Origin of the sequence: Streptomyces sp. NPDC127098 (genome assembly GCF_042722465.1) — a bacterium.
Lineage (GTDB): Bacteria > Actinomycetota > Actinomycetes > Streptomycetales > Streptomycetaceae > Streptomyces > Streptomyces millisiae.
Map to the genome: position 1 here is coordinate 1 of NZ_JBHXFJ010000005.1, position 19490 is coordinate 19490.

Below are 19490 nucleotides of genomic sequence, written 5' to 3' on the forward strand. Positions count from 1 at the left end.
GGCCAGCCGGTTGCCGATGCCGGCGAACCGCTCGTGGCCGTAGGGGTCGATCTCGCCGCGCTCGTACGGCATGGAGCCCTCAGCCGGGCGCGCCCACCCACCCGCCGATGGGCGGGTGGGCGCGGCACGGCCGCCAGGCTGGCACAGCCGCCAGCCCGGGTCACAGGCGCGCTCCGCGCGCCCTCGCACCCGCGAAGCGTCAACCGCTGCGGCCGTCGAGGCGCTCACGCACCCGCGCCAGTATCTCCGTGTAGCGCGCCTCCGCCCCGTGCCGCGTCGGCCGGTAGTACCGCTTGTCGCGCACCTCGTCCGGCGCGTACTGCTGGGCGGCGATGCCGCCGGGGACGTCGTGCGGGTACACGTAGCCCTCGCCGTGCCCCAGCTTGCCGGCGCCACCGTAGTGGCTGTCCCGCAGATGCGCGGGGACCGGCCCCGCGAGGCCGGCCCTGACGTCGGCCTGGGCCTCGCCGATGGCGACCACGGCGGCGTTGGACTTCGGGGCGAGGGCCAGCGCGATGGTCGCGTGGCCGAGGGTGATCGCCGCCTCCGGGAAGCCGATCATGGCCACCGCCTGGGCCGCGGCCACCGCCGTCGGCAGCGCGGTCGGATCGGCCATGCCGATGTCCTCGCTGGCGGAGATCATCAGCCGCCTGGCGATGAACCTGGGGTCCTCGCCGGCCTCGATCATCCTGGCCAGGTAGTGCAGCGCCGCGTCCACGTCCGAGCCGCGGATGGACTTGATCAGCGCGCTGGCCACGTCGTAGTGCTGGTCGCCGTCCCGGTCGTACTTCACGGCCGCCCGGTCGACGGCCGTCTCCAGGGTGGCCAGGGCGATCTCCTGCTCGCCCTTGGCGAGTGCCGCGCCCGCGCCGGCCTCCAGGGCCGTGAGGGCCCGGCGCGCGTCCCCACCGGCGATCCGCAGCAGCATCTCCTCGGTGTCCGCGGGGAGCCGGACCGCGCCCGCCAGGCCGCGATCGTCGGCCACCGCGCGGCGCAGCAGTCCGCGCAGGTCGTCCTCGCTGAGCGGCTCGAGAGTGAGGAGCAGGGAGCGGGAGAGCAGCGGGGAGATCACCGAGAAGTACGGGTTCTCCGTGGTGGCGGCGATCAGCGTGACCCAGCGGTTCTCCACGGCCGGGAGCAGCGAGTCCTGCTGTGCCTTGCTGAAGCGGTGGATCTCGTCGAGGAAGAGGACGGTGTCCTTGCCGAGGACGCCCGAGGAGCGCCGCGCGCCGTCGATCACGGCGCGCACCTCCTTGACGCCGGCGGTGATGGCCGACAGCTCGGTGAACCGCTTGTCCGTGGCCTGGCTGACCACGTGGGCCAGGGTGGTCTTCCCGGTGCCCGGCGGCCCCCAGAGGATCACCGACGAGGGTCCCGCGGGGCCACCGCCGCCCTCGCCGACCAGCCGACGCAGCGGCGATCCAGGGCGCAGCAGGTGCTGCTGGCCGACGACTTCGTCGAGCGTGCGCGGGCGCATCCGGACCGCCAGCGGGCGGCCAGCGGGCTCCCGCTCGGCGCGCTCCTCGGCGGCCGCGGTGAACAGGTCGGCATCCACGCCCTCGACCCTAAGCCACCGCGCTGACAGCGGCGGCGGTCAGCTGGTCCAGAAGTCCCACCAGCGGGTCAGGATCAGCATGCCGATGATGCCGACGTGCACTGCGGGCAACAGCCAGTGGAACTCCTCCAGGGTCGCGCGGACGCCGCGCGGCACCCGCAGGACGCCCTCCCTGACGTTGTGCACGGTCGTATACCAGAACATGACGATGGTGGCGACCCAGGCGAGGCAGCACCACAGGCACAGCGCGTTGATCTCGTACAGCGACTGGTACTGGAGCCAGGTGCAGAAGCCGACGCCGAAGAGCGTGCCGCCCTGGAGGCCGAGCCAGAACCAGCGCCGGTAGCGGGCGCCCGCCAGCAGCCCCATGCCGATGGTGATCACCGAGCCGTAGGCCACCAGCCCCAGCATCGGGTTGGGGAAGCCGAAGGCCGACGCCTGGTCGCTCTCCATGATGCTGCCGCAGGAGATCACGGGGTTGAGGCTGCAGGCCGGCGTGAAGTTCGGATCCTCGAGGAGGTGGAACTTGTCCAGGGTGATCACCCAGGAGGCCAGCAGGCCAGCGAAGCCGGTGATGACGAGCAGCAGCGCGAAGCCGCGCCTCGCGCCCACGCCCTGCCGCTCGTCGTTCGGCGCGGCCGGCCGGCCGGTCCGCACCTCATCTACTGCCGAAGCCATATCGCCCATCCGCTCGGTCACGGGTACCGGTCCATTCTGCACCAGTGACCCACCGTGCACGCTCCGCCGTCAACAGGCGAAGGTCCCGGGCGGAGGCTCAGGCGAGCCGGCGTGCCAGCTCGGCGGCGATCTCGGTGCGCGCCACCGGCGTCTGGTCGCCGCTCTCCAGGTCCTTGAGCTGGACCACGCCCTCGGCCAGGTCACGCTCGCCGGCGACCACGGCGAACCGGGCCCCGCTGCGGTTGGCGGCCTTCATGGCGGCCTTCACCCCGCGTCCGCCGTAGGCGAAGTCCGCCGCGACGCCGGCCCGCCGCAACTCGGTGACCAGCGCGAACAGCTCGTTCCTCGCCTGCTCGCCGAGGGGCACCGCGAAGACCTGGGTGGTGGCGGGCAGCGGCGGGGCCACCCCCTCGGCGCGCAGCGCGAGCACGACGCGGTCCACGCCGAGCGCCCAGCCGACCGAGGGCAGCGGCGGCCCGCCGATCATCTCCGAGAGGCCGTCGTAGCGCCCGCCGCCGCCGACCGCCGACTGGGCGCCGAGGCCGTCGTACACGAACTCGAAGGTGGTCCTCGTGTAGTAGTCGAGGCCGCGGACCAGCCGCTCGTCGTCGGTGAAGGCGACGCCCGCCGCGGTCAGCAGCTCGCGCACCCGCTCGTGGTACTCCTTGCACGCCTCGCACAGGTGATCACGCATCATGGGCGCGCCGACGAGTTGACGCTGGACGTCGGGGCGCTTGTCGTCGAGTACCCGCAGCGGGTTGATCTCGATCCTGGCCCTGGTGTCCTCGTCCAGGTCGAGACCGCGCAGGAACTCCTGGAGGGCGGACCGGTAGGCGGGCCGGCACTCGCGGTCGCCGAGCGAGTTCAGCAGCAGTCGGACGCCACCGAGCCCGAGCGAGCGGTAGGCGTCGGTGGCCAGGATGATCAGTTCGGCGTCGAGCGCCGGGTCCTCGGCGCCCAGCGCCTCGGCGCCGACCTGGGAGAAGTGCCGGTAACGCCCGGCCTGCGGCCGCTCGTAGCGGTAGTAGGAGCCTGAGTACCAGAGCTTGACGGGCAGCCCGCCGGCCCGGTGCAGGTTGGCCTGGAGCGCGGCGCGCAGCACGGACGCGGTGCCCTCGGGGCGCAACGCGAGCTGGGCGCCGCCCTTGGTGGTGAGGGTGTACATCTCCTTGGTCACGATGTCGGTCGACTCGCCGACGCCGCGGGAGAAGAGCTCGACGTGCTCGAAGCCGGGGGTCTCGACGTACCCGTAGCCGGCGCGGCGCAGCGGCGCGGCGAGCGCCTCGCGCACCGCGAGGTAGGTCGCGGAGTCGGGCGGGAGCAGGTCGTAGGTGCCCTTGGGGGCGGAGAAGGTGCTCACGGAGTGGTTCTTCACATTCCTTGTCGCGGGGGTGCCGCCTCTGCGGTCCCCTGGCCGGCGGCCAACTCCCGGAGGAACGGGTTGGTGGCGCGCTCGCGGCCGATGGTGGTCTGCGGGCCGTGCCCGGAAAGCACCACGGTCGAGTCGTCAAGCGGCAGGCAGACACGGGCCAGCGACCGCAGGATCTCGGCGTGGTCACCGCCGGGCAGGTCGGTGCGTCCGATGGAGCCGGCGAACAGCAGGTCGCCCGAGAAGAGGACCGACGGCACGTCGGCCAGCTCGGGCATCCGGAAGGTCACCGACCCCCTGGTATGCCCGGGGGCGTGCGCGACGGTGAAGGAGAGGCCGGCGAGTTCCAGCTCGGTCCCGTCGGTCAGCTCCCGCAGGTCGTCGGGCTCGCCGACGCTGAGGTCGCCGAGCAGCGGCTGGCCGATCCGCATGCCGAGCGCCTTCTCCGGGTCGGTGAGCATGTACCGGTCCTCGGGGTGCAGCCAGGCGGGCACGTCGTGCGCGCCGCAGACCGGGACGACCGAGGCCACGTGGTCGAGGTGGCCGTGGGTGAGGACGACGGCGACGGGCTTGAGCCGGTGCTTGGCGACGGTCTCCTCGACGCCGGCCGCGGCCTGGTGGCCGGGGTCGATGATGACGCATTCCTCACCGGCCGCCGGGGCGACCAGGTAGCAGTTCGTCCCCCAGGCTCCGGCGGGGAAGCCAGCGATGAGCACGGTCGTCCTTTAGGTCGTCGTTACGCGTCTTCGGCTACACGTTTCACGGTTACCCGTCGTCGGGCGCGGGCCGCCTCGCGTCAAGAGCCTACCGGCGACGGTGCGGCGCGGGCGAACCCGTATACGGTGACGCCCACGAGTCCAGTTGACGGCAGGCCGGTTGGTGGGAGGAGAGCGCGGTGGTCAGCAGGGATCAGCGGCGGAAGCAGCTGGCACGGGCCAAGTGGCAGCGACAGGCGGAACGCAGACACGACAGGGTGCGGAGGACGCGCCGGCGGCGGGTGTTGCTGAGCGCGTTGCTGGTGCTCGTGGTCGCCGGCGGCGGCACGGCGCTCGTGATGCTGGGCGGGGACGACGAGACCACGGACCAGGCCGCGGACGACGCGCCCACCACGGAGCCGACGGCGGAGCCGAGCGACCCGCCGGAGGACCCGTGCGCGGCGCCGGCCGAGGGCGAGCCGTCCCAGGAGCAGTGGGATGCCGAGCCGGAGCTGACGGTGGACGAGGGGGCGAGCTACGTGATGACGCTCGCCACCACCTGTGGCGACATCGAGATCACCATGGACGCCGCGGCCGCCCCGCGCACGGTGAACTCCTTCGCGTTCCTGGCCGGTGAGGGATTCCTCGACCACTCCCCCTGCCACCGGCTGGTGACCGAGGGGATCTACGTGCTGCAGTGCGGTGACCCGACCGGCACCGGCCAGGGCGGCCCCGGATACACCATCCCGGACGAGAACCTGGACTCCCCCGAGGTGGCGGACGGCGTCTACCCGGCCGGCACGGTGGCCATGGCCAACACCTACGACCCCTCGACCGACAGCGGGCGGGACACCGGCGGCAGCCAGTTCTTCCTGGTGTACGAGGACAGCCAGCTGCCGCCCGACTACACGCCCTTCGGCACGATCACCGGCGGCATGGAGGTGCTGGAGACCATCGCGGCGACCGGCGCGGCCCCGCCCGACCCGACGACGGGGAACACCGCCCCCTATGCGACGGTGGTCATCGACGAGGCCACGGTGGCGCCGGCCGAGGAGGGCTGAGCCGGGGCTTTCCCGAGGTCGGGAGGGTCCGGGGACGATTTTCCGCCCGGCAAGGTGCGGACAGCCGGGCGGGCTGTCGCCTATGTTGGCGTTGTGTAGGGTCCCTTCGCCGGTCAGGCGGGCCCGACAGCCGGTTTCACCGGACGAGAACTGTGGACGATGCCGGGGGCGTCACCTTCCCCCGTGGGCATCAAACGAGGAGGCGCTGTGAGCAGCGAGCCGTGGGGCCGCGTTGACGAGACGGGGACCGTTTACGTGCGGACGGCCGATGGCGAGAGGGTCGTCGGCTCCTGGCAGGCCGGTTCCCCGGACGAGGCGCTGGCCTATTTCGAGCGCAAATTCGACGGGCTCGTGGTGGAGATCGACCTGCTGGAGCGCCGGGTCAGGACGACGGACCTGTCCGCGAAGGACGCCACGACGGCCATCGGCCACCTTCGGGAGCAGGTCGACGCCGGGCACGCGGTGGGCGACCTGGCGTCGCTCGGGCGGCGTCTCGACGAGTTGGAGACCGTGGTCGCGGCGCGCCGGGAGGAGCGCAAGGCGGCCAGGGCCAGGCAGTCGGAGGAGGCCAAGGCCGCCAAGGAGGCGCTGGTCGCCGAGGCCGAGGAGCTCGCGGCCAGCGAGCAGTGGCGGTCGGCCGGCGAGCGGCTGCGCGGCCTGGTCGACACCTGGAAGGGCCTGCCCCGGCTCGACCGCAAGACGGACGACGAGCTGTGGCACCGCTTCTCGCAGGCACGTTCCGCCTTCTCCAAGCGCCGCAAGGCGCACTTCGCCTCCCTCGACTCGCAGCGCGAGGAGACCAGGCGGCGCAAGGAGAAGCTGATCGCCGAGGCCGAGGCGCTCTCCGACTCGACGGACTGGGGTCCGACGGCGGCCCGTTACCGCGAGCTGATGCGGGAGTGGAAGGCCGCCGGCCGGGCACAGCGGGAGGCGGAGGAGGACCTGTGGGCCCGTTTCCGGGCCGCGCAGGACGTGTTCTTCCAGGCCAGGGGCGCGACGTTCGCGGAGCGTGACGCCGAGCAGCGGGACAACCTGGCGCGCAAGGAGGAGCTGGCCGCCGAGGCCGAGAAGCTGCTGCCGATCACCGACCTGCGGGCCGCCCGGGCGGCGCTGCGGTCCATCGGCGAGCGGTGGGAGGCCATCGGGCACGTGCCGCGGGAGGCCAGGGCCGGGATCGAGGGCCGGATGAGCGCGGTGGAGCGGGCCGTCTCGGAGGCCGAGGAGGCCGAGTGGCGGCGCACCAACCCGGAGGCGCGGGCACGGGCCGCCGGCCTCACGGGCCAGCTCCAGGACGCGGTCGACCGGCTGCGGGAGCAGGCGGAGCGGGCCAGGGCCGCGGGCAACACCGCCAAGGCGGACAAGCTGGAGCAGGAGCTCGCCGGGCGCCAGGCCCTGCTCGACCAGGCGCTGAAGGGCCTGGCCGAGTTCGGCGGCTGACGCGCGGCGCGGGGCCGGTGAACGCGGCGGCCGCCCGGGGGATCCCGGGCGGCCGCCGTCGTCGTGTGGGTGCGGTGTGCCGGCTCAGGGGCGGCGGGGCGAGGTGACGCGGTAGACGTCGTAGACGCCCTCCACGCCACGCACCGCCTTCAGCACGTGGCCCAGGTGCTTGGGGTCGCCCATCTCGAAGGTGAACCGGGAGGTGGCCACCCGGTCCCGCGAGGTCTGCACCGCGGCCGACAGGATGTTGACGTGCTGGTCGGAGAGGACCCGCGTGACGTCGGAGAGCAGCCGGGACCGGTCGAGCGCCTCGACCTGGATGGCCACCAGGAACACCGATGACTGGGTGGGGGCCCACTCCACGTCCAGGATCCGCTCGGGCTCCCTGGCCAGCTCGTCCACGTTGACGCAGTCGGCGCGGTGCACCGAGACGCCGTTCCCCCGGGTGACGAAGCCGATGATCGGGTCGCCGGGCACCGGGGTGCAGCAGCGGGCGAGCTTGACCCAGACGTCGTCGACGCCCTTGACCACCACGCCGGGGTCGGCGTTGGCGCGGCGCTTGCTGCGGGCCGGGACGGGCGGCGCGGCCTCGGCGATGTCCTCGTTGGCCGCCTCCTCGCCGCCGACCGCCTGGACCAGCTTCTGCACCACGCTGTGCGCCGAGACATGGCCCTCGCCGATGGCGGCGTAGAGCGAGGAGATGTCCGGGTAGCGCATCTCGTGGGCCAGGGTGACCAGGGCGTCGCCGCTGAGCACGTGCTGGATGGGCAGGTTCTGCTTGCGCACGGCGCGGGCGATGGAGTCCTTGCCCTGCTCGATGGCCTCGTCCCTGCGCTCCTTGGAGAACCAGCCCCGGATCTTGTTCCGCGCCCTGGGCGACTTGACGAAGCCCAGCCAGTCGCGGGACGGTCCTGCGCCGTCGGCCTTGGAGGTGAAGATCTCGACCGTGTCGCCGTTGTCCAGGGTGGACTCCAGCGGCACCAGGCGGCCGTTGACCTTGGCGCCTATGGTGCGGTGGCCGACCTCGGTGTGCACCGCGTAGGCGAAGTCCACCGGCGTGGCGCCGGCCGGCAGGGCGATCACGTCGCCCTTGGGCGTGAAGACGAAGACCTCGTTGCGCGAGAGGTCGAAACGCAGCGACTCCAGGAACTCGCCGGGGTCCTCGGTCTCCTTCTGCCAGTCGAGCAGCTGCCGCAGCCAGGCCATGTCGTCGACGGTGCTGCGCCCGCCGCGCCGCTCGCCCTTCTTGGGGGCGTCGGAGCGCACCTTGGAGGCGCCGGCGACGGCCTGCTGCTTGTACTTCCAGTGGGCCGCGATGCCGAACTCGGCGCGCCGGTGCATGTCGAAGGTGCGGATCTGCAGCTCGACCGGCTTGCCGCCGGGTCCTATGACCGTCGTGTGCAGCGACTGGTACATGTTGAACTTGGGCATCGCGATGTAGTCCTTGAACCGGCCGGGCACCGGGTTCCACCGGGCGTGCACGGTGCCGAGCGCCGCATAGCAGTCACGGACCGTGTCGACCAGGACCCGGATGCCCACCAGGTCGTAGATCTCGGCGAAGTCGCGACCGCGGACGATCATCTTCTGGTACACGCTGTAGTAGTGCTTCGGCCGGCCCGTGACGGTGGCCTTGATGCGGGCGCCGCGCAGGTCGGCCTGGACCTCGTCGATCACGGTGGCCAGGTACTCGTCGCGCTTGGGGGCGCGCTCGGCGACGAGGCGCACGATCTCGTCGTACATCTTGGGGTAGAGGATGGCGAAGGCCAGGTCCTCCAGCTCCCACTTGATGGTGTTCATCCCCAGTCGATGGGCCAGTGGAGCGTAGATCTCCAGCGTCTCGCGGGCCTTCTGCTCCTGCTTCTCGCGCTTGAGGAAGCGCATGGTGCGCATGTTGTGCAGCCGGTCCGCGAGCTTGATCACCAGGACCCGCGGGTCCTTGGCCATGGCCACGACCATCTTGCGGACGGTCTCGGCCTGGGCGGCCTCGCCGAACTTGACCTTGTCCAGCTTGGTGACGCCGTCGACGAGCAGCGCCACCTGGTCGCCGAAGTCGCGACGCAGGGTGTCGAGGCCGTACTCGGTGTCCTCGACGGTGTCGTGCAGCAGGCCGGCCATCAGCGTCGCCGCGTCCATGCCGAGCTCGGCCAGGATGGTGGTGACGGCCAGCGGGTGCGTGATGTAGGGGTCGCCGCTCTTGCGCTTCTGGCCGCGGTGCCAGCGCTCGGCGACCTGGTAGGCGCGCTCGATCTGGCGCAGCGCCGCAGTGTCGGCCTTGGGGTCGTTAGCCCGGACGACGCGCAGCAGCGGCTCCAGGACCGGGTTGTACGGGGTGGAGCGCTGGACGCCGAGCCGGGCGAGCCTGGCCCGCACACGGTTGGACGAGCCCGAGCGGCCCGAGACGCCGGAGACCGCGGCCGTGGGCTGGGGGGCCGGCGGCTGGGCACGGGTGTCGTCGCCGTCGCGCCAGCCGAGGGTCGACGGCTTCGAGTTCTTCCGCTGAGTCGAGGTGAGCGGCTGGGCGTCGTCTGGCAAGGGCACTCCTTAGCGGGCCCTTTCCCGCCATGGGCGGCCGGGAAAGGGAGCGGTCCTCCCGGGTCACGACGGGACCTAGGCGGAGTCCGGCCGGGGAACGATCGGACTGCCATGGTAACGAGGTCCGGCCGCGGGCTCGCGCCGGACAGGCGACAGCGCCCGGGCTCCGCTTGGGTGGCGGAACCCGGGCGCGTGACGGGGGTGTGTCAGACCGTGAGCAGGGCCTGGTAGGGGGCCTCGCCCAGCGCGGCGGTCACCCGCTCGCGGCCCGGCAGGAACGTCAGCTCCATCAGCACGGCCAGGCCGGCCAGCTGGGCGCCGGTGCGGCGGATCAGCTGGATGGCGGCCTCGGCCGTGCCGCCGGTGGCCAGCACGTCGTCGATGATCAGCACCCGGTCGTCCGGGCTCAGGTCCTCGGCGTGGATCTCCATCTCCGCGCTGCCGTACTCCAGGTCGTAGGACTGGGCGAGCGTGGCGCCGGGCAGCTTGCCCGCCTTGCGGACGGGCACGAAGCCCATGCCGGCCCGGACGGCGACCGGGGCGGCGAGGATGAAGCCGCGGGCCTCCAGGCCGACCACCTTGGTGGCCCCCTGGGCCAGGGAGAACGCCGCGAGCTCGTCGGTGAGGGCGGTGAACGCCTCGGGGTCGGCGAGCAGCGGGGTGATGTCCTTGAAGGCGATCCCCGGCTTCGGGTAGTCCGGCACGTCCCTGATGCGGCTGAGCAGCAGGTCGGCCAGGGCGGGGCGGGAGGACGCGGCTGGGCCAGCCTCGGCCTGCGGGCTCACCGCCGCTTCCCCGAGGGCCGGCCACGGCCGCGGGAACGGGCCGCCGGCTGGCGGCGCGGGCCGCGCGGCGCGGGCGCGCCGACCGCGGCCGGCTCGTCGTCGCCCGCGGGCTCCACCGACTCGTCCGCCGACTCCGACGCGCTCCCGTGCTCCTCGGCCTCCGGCCCGTCTTCGTCGCCGCCCTCGGCACGCTTGGCGCGCTTGGCGAGCACGCGCTTGTCCTGGGCCCTGACCTCCGCCTCGCGCATCTTGAAGTCGGCGACGAGCGGGGTGGCGATCACGATCGAGGAGTAGGCACCGGCGGTGAGGCCGACGAAGAGGGAGAGCGCGATGTCGTTGAGCATCCCGCCGCCCAGCAGGCCGCCACCGATGAAGAGCAGCGCCGCCACCGGGAGCAGGGCCACCACCGAGGTGTTGATGGAGCGCACCAGGGTGCCGTTGAGGCTGCGGTTGGCCAGCTCCGCGTAGGTGTAGCGGGTCTGCCTGGTGAAGTGCCTGGTCTGCTCCTTGAGGCCGTCGAAGACGACGACCGTGTCGTAGAGCGAGTAACCGAGGATGGTCAGCAGGCCGATCACCGTGCCCGGGGTGACCTCGAAGCCCACCAGGGCGTAGACGCCGACGGTGATGGTGAGGTCGTGGATCAGGGCGATCAGCGCGGCCAGGGCCATCCGCCACTCGAAGGCGATGGCGAGGTAGATGACCACCAGCACCAGGAAGATGCCCAGGCCCTGCCACGCCTTGTTGGCGATCTGGTTGCCCCAGCTGGGTCCGATGACCTCGGCGTTGAGGGTGTCGGTCGAGATGCCGAGCTCCTCGGCGATGGCCTCCCTGGTGACGTTGGACTGGTCGGTGTCCAGGCCGCTGACCTGGATCCGCATCGATCCGTCGTCGCCGAGGGTCTGCACCAGCGCCGGGGCACCGGACGCCTCCTCGGCCACCTCGCGGGCCTGCTCGACGGAGACGTTGGTGGCCGGGGTGGTGAACACCGCGCCGCCCTCGAACTCCACGCCCATGTGGAGCCCCCGCGTCATCAGGCCGGCGAAGGCCATGATGGTGATCAGGATGGAGACGGCGTACCAGGTCTTGCGCCGACCGACGAAGTCGACGCCGACCTCGCCGCGGTACAGCCGGGCTCCAAGATCGCCGAGCCGTGACATGGTCACGCCTCCTTCACGTCGGGCTGGACGGGGGCGGGCCCGCGGCGCGCGCCGCGGAGGGGCGGGCGGGCACCGAGCCGCTTGGGATCGAGTCCCGACCAGCTCTGCCCGCTGGAGAAGAACTTCCTCCTGGCCAGCAGCGTCATCAGCGGCTTGGTGAAGAGGAACACGACCACCACGTCGAGCGCCGTGGTGAGGCCGAGGGTGAAGGCGAAGCCCTGCACCTTACCGACGGTGACCACGAAGAGCACGGCCGCGGCGAGGAAGGAGACGAAGTCGGACACCAGGATGGTGCGCCGGGCCCGCGGCCAGGCGCGCTCCACCGCGGGCCGCAGGCTGCGGCCCTCCCGGACCTCGTCCCTGATCCGCTCGAAGTACACGATGAACGAGTCGGCCGTGATGCCGATGGCCACGATGGCACCGCAGACGGCCGGCAGGTTCAGCGCGAAGCCGATGGCCGGGCCGAGGAGCGCCATGAGCGAGTAGGTCAGGATGGTGGAGACGATCAGGCTGGCGATCGCGATCAGCGACAGGCCGCGGTAGTAGACCAGCATGTAGATCACCACGAGCGCGAGGCCGATGGCACCCGCGATCAGGCCGGCCTCCAACTGCTCGCCGCCGAGGGTCGGGGAGACCGTGGAGACGCTGGCCTCGTCGAAGCTGAGCGGCAGCGCGCCGAACTTCAGGACGTTCGCCAGCTCCTCGGCGGTCTCCTGGTTGAAGCTGCCGGAGATCTCGGCGCGGCCGCCGCCCAGGCGCTCGGAGACGCTGGGCGCGGAGACGACCTCGCCGTCCAGCACGATGGCGAACTGGTTCTGCGGCTGGACCTGCGTGGCCAGGTCGGCGGTGACGTCGGCGAACTTGTCGGCGCCCGCGCCGTTGAACTCCATCTGGACGATCCAGCCCTGCCCGCGCTGGGAGTCGTAGACGGCGCTGGCGTCGGTCACGTCCGTGCCGGGAACGGCCACCGGGCCGAGGGCGTACTTGGCGTCCTGGTCCGGGTAGCAGGCGACGACGGGCTCGTCCGCGTTGGCCTGGCCGGCCGCCCGGCTGGCCTCGAGCCGTGCCTCGTCGGTGGTGCAGTCGAGCGCGTCGAGCTGGGCCTGGACCTCGTCGGCGGCCGGCTGCTCGGGGGCCGTCTCGGTGCTGTCGCCCGAGTCTGCCGGGTCCTCGGACTCACCGGAGCCGCCGGTGTCGGCGGACTCGTCACCGGTGTCGTCCTCTGCGGCGCGGTAGGACGCGGTGGTCACGGTGGTGGCGGAACCGCCCTGGCCGAGGGGGGCGAGGCTCTGGTCGGTGCTGTCCGCGTCGGCGGAGTCACCCGACTCCCCCTGGGTGTCACCGGAGTCCTGGGACCCACCCGAGTCGGCGGACTCACCCGAGTCCTGGTTCTCGCCCGAGTCGGCGGAGTCGCCAGAACCGGTGTCGGCCGAGTCACCGGTCTCCCCGGTGTCGCCGGTCTCCCCGGTGTCCTCGGGGAGCGGCTGCGCCGAGGTGGCGCTCAGCACGGGCCGGAAGCCGAGCTCGGCGGTGGTGCCCACCTGGTCCCTGGCCTGCTGCTCGTCGGAGCCCCTGGGGATGTTGACGATGATGTTCCGGTCGCCCTGGGTCTGGACCTCGGCCTCCGAGACGCCCAGACCGTTGACCCGCCGCTCGATGATGCTGACGGCGGTGTTCAGGTTGGTCGGGTTGATCGCGTCCGGATTGTCACCGTCCGGCACGGCGGAGAGCGTGATGCTCGTGCCGCCGGCGAGGTCGATGCCCAGGCGGGGAGTGGTGTGCCCGGAGGCGAACATCCCCCCGACGAGGCCACCCATGATCAACACGATCAGGAACAGGGCTCGCCCGGGCTTGCCCTGGGCTCCCCGGGACCCGAGATCCCTCTTCCGTGAGGACCTGAGGTCCTTCTTCGGTGTCGCCACCTTCTCGTCTTCTCTCTGTCCAACGACCCGCGCGCCCGGTGATCGTCGCGCGGTCCAGCGGGATGACTGACGGACGGCCCGGTGCCGTCGCCCTCAGCTGTCGGACCTGGAGCCGCTCTCGCCGTCGTCCTTGCGGGACTCCTCCGCCTTGGCCTCGGCCCTGGCGTCGTCCTTGGCCTCGTCCTTGCCAAGCTCCACCCGGTCGTCGCCGGCGTCGTCGTCGCTCTCGATCAGCGACGAGGCGTCGTCGGGGACGACGGGGGTCTCCTCGTCCTCGGTCTCGCCGTTGACGATCCGCTCGTACTCGTCGGCGTCGAGCACGGCGCCGATGGCGTTCTTCGCGAAGAGGGCGTGCACACCGGGGTTGATCTCGAGGAGCACGGTGTCGTCACGCACTTCCTTGACCTGGGCGTACATGCCGCCGATGGTCCGCACACCGGTGCCCGGCTCCATCGCGTCCCGCATCTCCATGGCCTGACGCTGCCGGTTCTTGGCCGAGCGCGTCATCAGGAACATGACGCCGATGAGCAGAATGAAAGGGAACAGAAACGCGATATCCACGATGGAGAAATTTCCTTTGTATGACCGCTGTCGCGGCCCGCTTTTCGGGGGTGGGGGCATGCCGCCCTCGAAATCGGACGGCATCGGCGGAGTCTAGGCGAGGCTGCACCGGGGGAACAACGCCTCGGATGCTATCGGAGTTCCCAGAGGGGAAATCCGCGCCCTCACGGCCCGAACAATCCCTCTTGTCCGCCCGAGGCGGGTTGCTGGGGCGGTTCCATGCCCAGATGACGCCAGGCGGCCGGGGTCGCCACCCGGCCCCGCGGAGTGCGGGCGAGCAGCCCCTCCCTGACGAGGAAGGGCTCGGCCACCTCCTCCACTGTCTCACGCTCCTCCCCCACCGCGACGGCCAGCGTGGCAAGGCCCACAGGGCCCCCGCCGAAGAGCTTCAGCAGCGCGAGCAGCACCGCGCGGTCGAGGCGGTCAAGACCCCGCTCGTCCACCTCGTAGACCGCGAGGGCGCGGGCCGCGGCCTCCTGGGTGACCACGCCGTCCGCCCGCACCTGCGCGTAGTCCCGCACCCGGCGCAGCAGCCGGTTGGCGATGCGGGGGGTACCCCGGGAGCGGCCGGCGATCTCGGCCGCCCCCTCGTCGGTCATGTGGACCCCGAGCAGCCCGGCCGAGCGGTGCAGCACCCGCTCGAGCTCGGTCGGCGCGTAGAACTCCATGTGCCCGGTGAAGCCGAACCGGTCGCGCAACGGCGGCGGCAGCAGGCCGGCCCTGGTGGTGGCGCCGACCAGGGTGAAGGGGGGCAGCTCCAACGGGATGGCGGTGGCCCCCGGCCCCTTGCCGACGATGACGTCGACGCGGAAGTCCTCCATGGCCATGTACAGCATCTCCTCGGCCGGCCTCGACATCCGGTGGATCTCGTCGAGGAAGAGCACCTCGCCCTCGGTGAGCGAGGAGAGGATGGCGGCCAGGTCGCCGGCGTGCTGGATGGCCGGGCCCGAGGTGATCCGGATGGGGGCGCCCATCTCGGCCGCGATGATCATGGAGAGGGTGGTCTTGCCGAGCCCAGGGGCGCCGGAGAGCAGCACGTGGTCGGCGGTGCCGCCGCGTGCCCGCGCGGCGCGCAGCACCAGGTCGAGCTGCTCGCGGACCCGGGTCTGGCCGACGAACTCGCCGAGGTCCTTGGGGCGCAGCGCGGCCTCGACCGCCAGGTCCTCACCGTCGGCCGCGGCGCCGACCAGGCGCTCACCGCCGTCGCTCGTGTCCTCGTCCCAGCTCGGCTGCTGCGGCATGCCGGTCTTCCCTCTCGACGCGGGTGGTCTCGGTGCGGTGGTCCCGGTCGCTCCCGGCCGGGCCGCGCGCTATCTGGCGCGGTTGAGGCTCTGCAGGGCGGACCGCAGCAGCCGGGGCAGCGCGGGCTCGGCGCCGTCCGCCTCGGCGAGCGGGGTCACCGCCTCGACGGCCTGCTCCGCCTCGCGCGGCGCGTACCCGAGGCCGACGAGCGCCTGCCGCAGCTCGTCGCGCCAGCCGGCGGCGGCCACGGCGGCCGGGGCGCCCGGCCGACCGACCGGCTCGCCGAGCCGGTCCCTGAGGTCGAGCAGCAGCTTCTGGGCGCCCTTCTTGCCGATGCCGGGCACGGCGGTGAGCGCCTTCTCGTCCCCCGAGGCGACCGCCCGCCGCAGCGCGTCCGGCGAGTGCACGGCCAGCATGGCCTGGGCGAGCCGGGGGCCCACGCCGCTCGCGGTCTGCAGCAGCTCGAAGACGGTGCGCTCGTCCTCCTCGGCGAAGCCGTAGAGGGTGAGCGAGTCCTCCCTGACGACCAACGAGGTGGCGAGCCTGGTCGGCTCGCCGACCCGCAGGCCGGCCAGGGTGCCGGGGGTGCAGTGGACGGCGATGCCGACGCCGCCCACCTCGACCACCGCGGTGTCGGGGCCGAGGGCGGCGACCGGCCCTGCGACGGAGGCGATCATGACGGGGAGATGCCCTTCGGACTCGGCGGGACGGGGCCCCGGCGGGCGGCGGCCACCGCGCGCTGCAGACGGTTCTGCGCGGGGGCGCGCCAGATGTGACAGATGGCCAGCGCGAGGGCGTCCGCGGCGTCGGCGGGCTTGGGCATCGCGTCGAGCCTCAGCAGCCGCACCACCATGGACCCGACCTGGGCCTTGTCGGCCCGGCCGCTGCCGGTGACGGCCGCCTTGACCTCGCTCGGGGTGTGCAGCGCGACGGGCAGCCCACGCCGGGCCGCGCACAGCATCGCCACGGCGCTCGCCTGCGCGGTGCCCATCACTGTGCTGACGTTGTGCTGGCTGAACACCCGCTCCACGGCGACGACTTCGGGTTGGTGCTCGTCCAACCAGGCCTCTATGCCGCGCTCGATGAGGACCAGACGGCGCGCCGTCTCCTCCTCCGCCGGGGTGCGGACCACGCCCACCGCGGCCATCCGCAGCGGGCGGCCCGCGGTGCCGTCCACCACGCCCACCCCGCAGCGGGTCAACCCCGGGTCGACCCCAAGTACCCGCACCGGCCCTCCTCGTTCGCCCTGGTCGATCAGGCACGCCCGATCAGTTGACTGGGAGGCTACCGGGCGGCACTGACAATCCGTGGGACCGGGCGGGCCCGCGCCGGTCGCGGGCCCGCGAGGCGGGACTCAGGCCTCGACGCGGGCCATGACGTCGTCCGCCACGTCGAAGTTCGCGAAGACGTTCTGCACGTCGTCGCTGTCCTCGAGAGCGTCGATCAGCCGGAAGATCTTCCGGGCCCCGTCCTCGTCGAGCTCGACCTGCATGGTGGGCAGGAAGCCCGCCTCGGCGGAGTCGTAGTCGATGCCCGCGTCCTGCAGGGCGGTGCGCACCGCGACCAGGTCGCCGGCCTCGCTGACCACCTCGAAGGACTCGCCCAGGTCGTTGACCTCCTCGGCCCCCGCGTCCAGCACGGCGCCGAGCACGTCGTCCTCGGAGAGGTCGTTCTTGGGGACGATCACCACGCCCTTGCGGTTGAACAGGTAGGAGACCGAGCCGGGATCGGCCATCGAGCCGCCGTTGCGGGTCATGGCGACCCGGACGTCCGAGGCCGCACGGTTGCGGTTGTCCGTCAGGCACTCGATCAGGACCGCGACGCCGTTGGGGCCGTAGCCCTCGTACATGATCGTCTGGTAGTCGGCGCCGCCCGCCTCCAGACCGGCGCCGCGCTTGACGGCCCGGTCGATGTTGTTGTTCGGCACCGAGCTCTTCTTGGCCTTCTGGATGGCGTCGAAGAGGGTGGGGTTACCGTCCGGGTCCGCGCCGCCCGTGCGGGCCGCGACCTCGATGTTCTTGATCAGCTTGGCGAACAGCTTGCCACGCTTGGCATCGATCACGGCCTTCTTGTGCTTGGTGGTTGCCCACTTGGAGTGGCCGGACACAGCGCTGCTCCTTCAGAGATGTCACCTATTCTTCAACCCGACGTGGTGATCCTACCGGCCGCGGACTACCCCGCCGCGCGCACCATGTCGGCGAACATCGCGTGCACCCGGTGGTCGCCGGTGAGCTCCGGATGGAACGCGGTGGCCAGCAGGTTGCCCTGGCGGACGGCGACGGTGCGCCCCTCGAAGGTGGCGACGGACCGCGCGGCGGCGCCCAGCGACTCCACCCAGGGGGCGCGGATGAACACGCCGTCGACCGGCCCGCCCGCGACGCCGGCGACCTCGATGGCCGCCTCGAAGGACTCGTTCTGCCGCCCGAAAGCGTTACGCCGCACGATCATGTCGATGCCGCCGACGGTCTCCTGTCCCGAGCGGGGGTCGAGGATCTTGTCGGCGAGCATGATCATGCCGGCGCAGGAGCCATAGGTCGGCATCCCCGCGCGCACCCGCTCACGCAGCGGTTCGAGCAGCCCGAAGGCGTCGGCCAGCTTGGAGATGGTGGTGGACTCGCCGCCAGGGATGACCAGGCCGGAGACCGCGGCCAGCTCCGCCGGGCGGCGGACCTGCCGCGCCTCGGCGCCGGCCGCGGTGAGCGCGGCGAGGTGCTCCCTGACGTCGCCCTGGAGGGCGAGGACTCCGATGACCGGGGAAGTCACGTGCACGATCCCCCGCTCACCAGCCGCGGGAGGCGTAGCGCTCGCCCTCGGGCAGCACGTCGATGTTGATGCCGACCATGGCCTCGCCGAGGCCGCGCGAGACGTCCGCGATGACCTTGGGGTCGTCGTGGAAGGTGGTGGCCTTGACGATGGCGGCGGCGCGCTTGGCCGGGTCGCCCGACTTGAAGATGCCGGAGCCGACGAAGACACCCTCGGCGCCGAGTTGACGCATCAGCGCGGCGTCCGCCGGGGTGGCGACGCCGCCGGCCGAGAACAGCACGACCGGCAGCTTGCCGAGCTCGGCGACCTCCTTGACCAGCTCGTAGGAGGCGCGCAGCTCCTTGGCGGCCGCGTACAACTCGTGGTTGTCGAGGCCGCGCAGCCGCGCGATGTCGCCCTTGATCTGGCGCAGGTGACGCACGGCCTCCACCACGTTGCCCGTGCCGGCCTCGCCCTTGGAGCGGATCATGGCGGCGCCCTCGGAGATGCGGCGCAGGGCCTCGCCGAGGTTGGTGGCGCCGCAGACGAAGGGGGTGGTGAAGGACCACTTGTCGGTGTGGTTGACCTCGTCGGCGGGGGTCAGCACCTCGGACTCGTCGATGTAGTCGACGCCGAGCGCCTGGAGCACCTGGGCCTCGACGACGTGCCCGATGCGGGACTTGGCCATCACCGGGATGGAGACGGCCTCGATGATGCCGTCGATCATGTCCGGGTCGGACATGCGGGCCACGCCGCCGTCCTTGCGGATGTCGGCCGGCACCCGCTCCAGGGCCATCACGGCCACGGCCCCGGCGTCCTCCGCGATCCTGGCCTGCTCGGGCGTGACCACATCCATGATCACGCCGCCCTTGAGCTGCTCGGCCATGCCGCGCTTGACGCGCGCGGTGCCGGTCTCGGGGGTCTGGGCGGTGGCGGGGGACGTGCTCACGGTGGCGACCTCACTCGGTGGCTCGGCGTTGACATGCGGGAAACGATCAGCGGAACCGGATGAAAAACACCCGATACGACCATCGTAGGCCCGTTCGAACGCGAATCCGGAGGGCCGGCGCGCACGCCCGGGACCACGGCGATCCATGGAACCCGACGAGTGGCCCGGTCGGAAAGGGCCAATCCCCACCCGGTGGCCTGGTGCGCCGCCGGGTGCTACGCGGTGGCGTGCCTGGTCAGGGAGGTCGGCGGCTCGTCGTCCATCTCGAAGGCCATCGGGAACGGCGCGTGCCCGGCGAGCCGGAACCAGCGCACGGTCCTGTGCCGCCGCACGGCCCTGGCCGCGCGCACCGCGTCGTTGTGGAAGCGCCTGGCCATCGGGACCCGGCGCACGGCGGCGACCAGCTCGTCGACCATCGCCTCCCCGCCCGGCGCGTCCCGCATGACCCGCACCTGGGCGGTCTCCGCGAGCACGGCCCGCAGCGCCTGGCTGAGTTCGCTCTCGGCGACCTCACGCTGCTCCTCCTGGGCGAGCCTGGCCGCGTGCGCCGCCTGGTAGAGCACCATGGAGGCGGCCGGGTCGAAGACGCCGGCGGTGGCCAGCTCCTGGGCGACGGAGGCACGGCGCAGCAGTTGCGCGTCGAGCGCGGCGCGCGCGGCGTCGATGCGGGCGTGCAGCCGGTCGAGCCGGCCCGCGGTCCAGCTGAGGTAGACGCCGACGAGCAGCAGCGCCACGGCGATCCAGATGACGGAGGTCACGCCCGGTCACCCTACCGGGCGGCCGGAGCCTCGCGGCCCCCGGCCGG

19 protein-coding genes are annotated in these 19490 nt (G+C 72.3%); 2 read left to right on the forward strand and 17 right to left on the reverse strand.

Features of this window, described 5'->3' with window-relative positions; genetic code table 11:
• From ACFWI8_RS05130 to ACFWI8_RS05150, 5 genes are all read right to left on the reverse strand, one after another.
• A partial coding sequence (locus tag ACFWI8_RS05130) for a hypothetical protein (RefSeq protein ID WP_387086356.1) occupies positions 1-189 on the reverse strand: 189 nt, incomplete at its 3' end.
• Between the two features lie 10 nt (positions 190-199).
• Positions 200-1555 carry a replication-associated recombination protein A gene (locus ACFWI8_RS05135; protein ID WP_387085885.1) on the reverse strand — a complete coding sequence of 452 codons (1356 nt, stop codon included), beginning with the start codon at positions 1553-1555 and terminating at the stop codon, positions 200-202.
• Between the two features lie 39 nt (positions 1556-1594).
• Positions 1595-2242: a vitamin K epoxide reductase family protein gene (locus ACFWI8_RS05140; RefSeq protein ID WP_387086329.1), complete on the reverse strand. Its 648-nt coding sequence runs from the start codon at positions 2240-2242 to the stop codon at positions 1595-1597.
• 88 nt (positions 2243-2330) lie between these two features.
• Positions 2331-3593 (reverse strand): histidine--tRNA ligase, encoded by a 1263-nt coding sequence (hisS, locus tag ACFWI8_RS05145; RefSeq protein WP_387085888.1) that lies wholly within the window; start codon positions 3591-3593, stop codon positions 2331-2333.
• Positions 3594-3604: 11 nt separating this feature from the next.
• Positions 3605-4318 (reverse strand): MBL fold metallo-hydrolase, encoded by a 714-nt coding sequence (locus tag ACFWI8_RS05150; protein ID WP_387085891.1) that lies wholly within the window; start codon positions 4316-4318, stop codon positions 3605-3607.
• A gap of 179 nt (positions 4319-4497) precedes the next feature.
• Between ACFWI8_RS05150 and ACFWI8_RS05155 the strand changes: the two genes are divergently transcribed.
• The gene (locus ACFWI8_RS05155; protein WP_387085894.1) at positions 4498-5358 is read left to right on the forward strand and encodes a peptidylprolyl isomerase; all 861 of its coding nucleotides are present in this window, start codon (positions 4498-4500) and stop codon (positions 5356-5358) included.
• A gap of 207 nt (positions 5359-5565) precedes the next feature.
• Positions 5566-6795 (forward strand): DUF349 domain-containing protein, encoded by a 1230-nt coding sequence (locus tag ACFWI8_RS05160; protein WP_387085898.1) that lies wholly within the window; start codon positions 5566-5568, stop codon positions 6793-6795.
• Positions 6796-6879: 84 nt separating this feature from the next.
• On the opposite strand, the gene ACFWI8_RS05165 is transcribed toward ACFWI8_RS05160, so the two are convergent.
• From ACFWI8_RS05165 to ACFWI8_RS05220, 12 genes are all read right to left on the reverse strand, one after another.
• A complete protein-coding gene (locus ACFWI8_RS05165) occupies positions 6880-9327 on the reverse strand; it encodes a RelA/SpoT family protein (protein WP_387085901.1) in 2448 nt (815 codons plus the stop codon).
• 206 nt (positions 9328-9533) lie between these two features.
• The gene (locus tag ACFWI8_RS05170; RefSeq protein ID WP_387085904.1) at positions 9534-10112 is read right to left on the reverse strand and encodes an adenine phosphoribosyltransferase; all 579 of its coding nucleotides are present in this window, start codon (positions 10110-10112) and stop codon (positions 9534-9536) included.
• A complete protein-coding gene (gene secF / locus ACFWI8_RS05175; RefSeq protein WP_387086332.1) occupies positions 10109-11269 on the reverse strand; it encodes a protein translocase subunit SecF in 1161 nt (386 codons plus the stop codon). The genes ACFWI8_RS05170 and secF overlap by 4 nt, the downstream gene beginning before the upstream one ends.
• Before the next feature lie 2 nt (positions 11270-11271).
• Positions 11272-13191 carry a protein translocase subunit SecD gene (gene secD, locus ACFWI8_RS05180; RefSeq protein ID WP_387085907.1) on the reverse strand — a complete coding sequence of 640 codons (1920 nt, stop codon included), beginning with the start codon at positions 13189-13191 and terminating at the stop codon, positions 11272-11274.
• 93 nt (positions 13192-13284) lie between these two features.
• Complete coding sequence (yajC, locus tag ACFWI8_RS05185; RefSeq protein WP_311600774.1) at positions 13285-13752, reverse strand: preprotein translocase subunit YajC; 468 nt, start codon at positions 13750-13752, stop codon at positions 13285-13287.
• Positions 13753-13916: 164 nt separating this feature from the next.
• Complete coding sequence (gene ruvB, locus ACFWI8_RS05190; RefSeq protein ID WP_387085910.1) at positions 13917-14993, reverse strand: Holliday junction branch migration DNA helicase RuvB; 1077 nt, start codon at positions 14991-14993, stop codon at positions 13917-13919.
• Positions 14994-15062: 69 nt separating this feature from the next.
• Complete coding sequence (ruvA, locus tag ACFWI8_RS05195) at positions 15063-15671, reverse strand: Holliday junction branch migration protein RuvA (RefSeq protein ID WP_387085913.1); 609 nt, start codon at positions 15669-15671, stop codon at positions 15063-15065.
• Positions 15668-16222, reverse strand: coding sequence for a crossover junction endodeoxyribonuclease RuvC (ruvC, locus tag ACFWI8_RS05200; RefSeq protein WP_387085916.1), 555 nt, complete (start codon positions 16220-16222; stop codon positions 15668-15670). The genes ruvA and ruvC overlap by 4 nt, the downstream gene beginning before the upstream one ends.
• Positions 16223-16348: 126 nt before the next feature.
• Positions 16349-17101: a YebC/PmpR family DNA-binding transcriptional regulator gene (locus tag ACFWI8_RS05205; RefSeq protein ID WP_387085919.1), complete on the reverse strand. Its 753-nt coding sequence runs from the start codon at positions 17099-17101 to the stop codon at positions 16349-16351.
• A 65-nt stretch (positions 17102-17166) separates the two neighbouring features.
• Positions 17167-17757, reverse strand: coding sequence for a pyridoxal 5'-phosphate synthase glutaminase subunit PdxT (gene pdxT, locus ACFWI8_RS05210; RefSeq protein WP_387085922.1), 591 nt, complete (start codon positions 17755-17757; stop codon positions 17167-17169).
• 16 nt (positions 17758-17773) lie between these two features.
• On the reverse strand, positions 17774-18685 hold the full coding sequence (gene pdxS / locus ACFWI8_RS05215) for a pyridoxal 5'-phosphate synthase lyase subunit PdxS (RefSeq protein WP_387085925.1): 912 nt from the start codon (positions 18683-18685) through the stop codon (positions 17774-17776).
• Positions 18686-18900: 215 nt separating this feature from the next.
• On the reverse strand, positions 18901-19443 hold the full coding sequence (locus tag ACFWI8_RS05220) for a hypothetical protein (RefSeq protein WP_387085928.1): 543 nt from the start codon (positions 19441-19443) through the stop codon (positions 18901-18903).
• Between the last annotated feature and the right edge of the window lie 47 nt (positions 19444-19490).

Bases quoted from the DNA above. Each gene is read 5' to 3' on its own strand.
- ACFWI8_RS05140 (WP_387086329.1), bottom strand. From the start codon at position 2,242: ATGGGCGATATGGCTTCGGCAGTAGATGAGGTGCGGACCGGCCGGCCG.
- secF (WP_387086332.1), bottom strand. From the start codon at position 11,269: ATGTCACGGCTCGGCGATCTTGGAGCCCGGCTGTACCGCGGCGAGGTC.
- ruvB (WP_387085910.1), bottom strand. From the start codon at position 14,993: ATGCCGCAGCAGCCGAGCTGGGACGAGGACACGAGCGACGGCGGTGAG.
- ruvA (WP_387085913.1), bottom strand. From the start codon at position 15,671: ATGATCGCCTCCGTCGCAGGGCCGGTCGCCGCCCTCGGCCCCGACACC.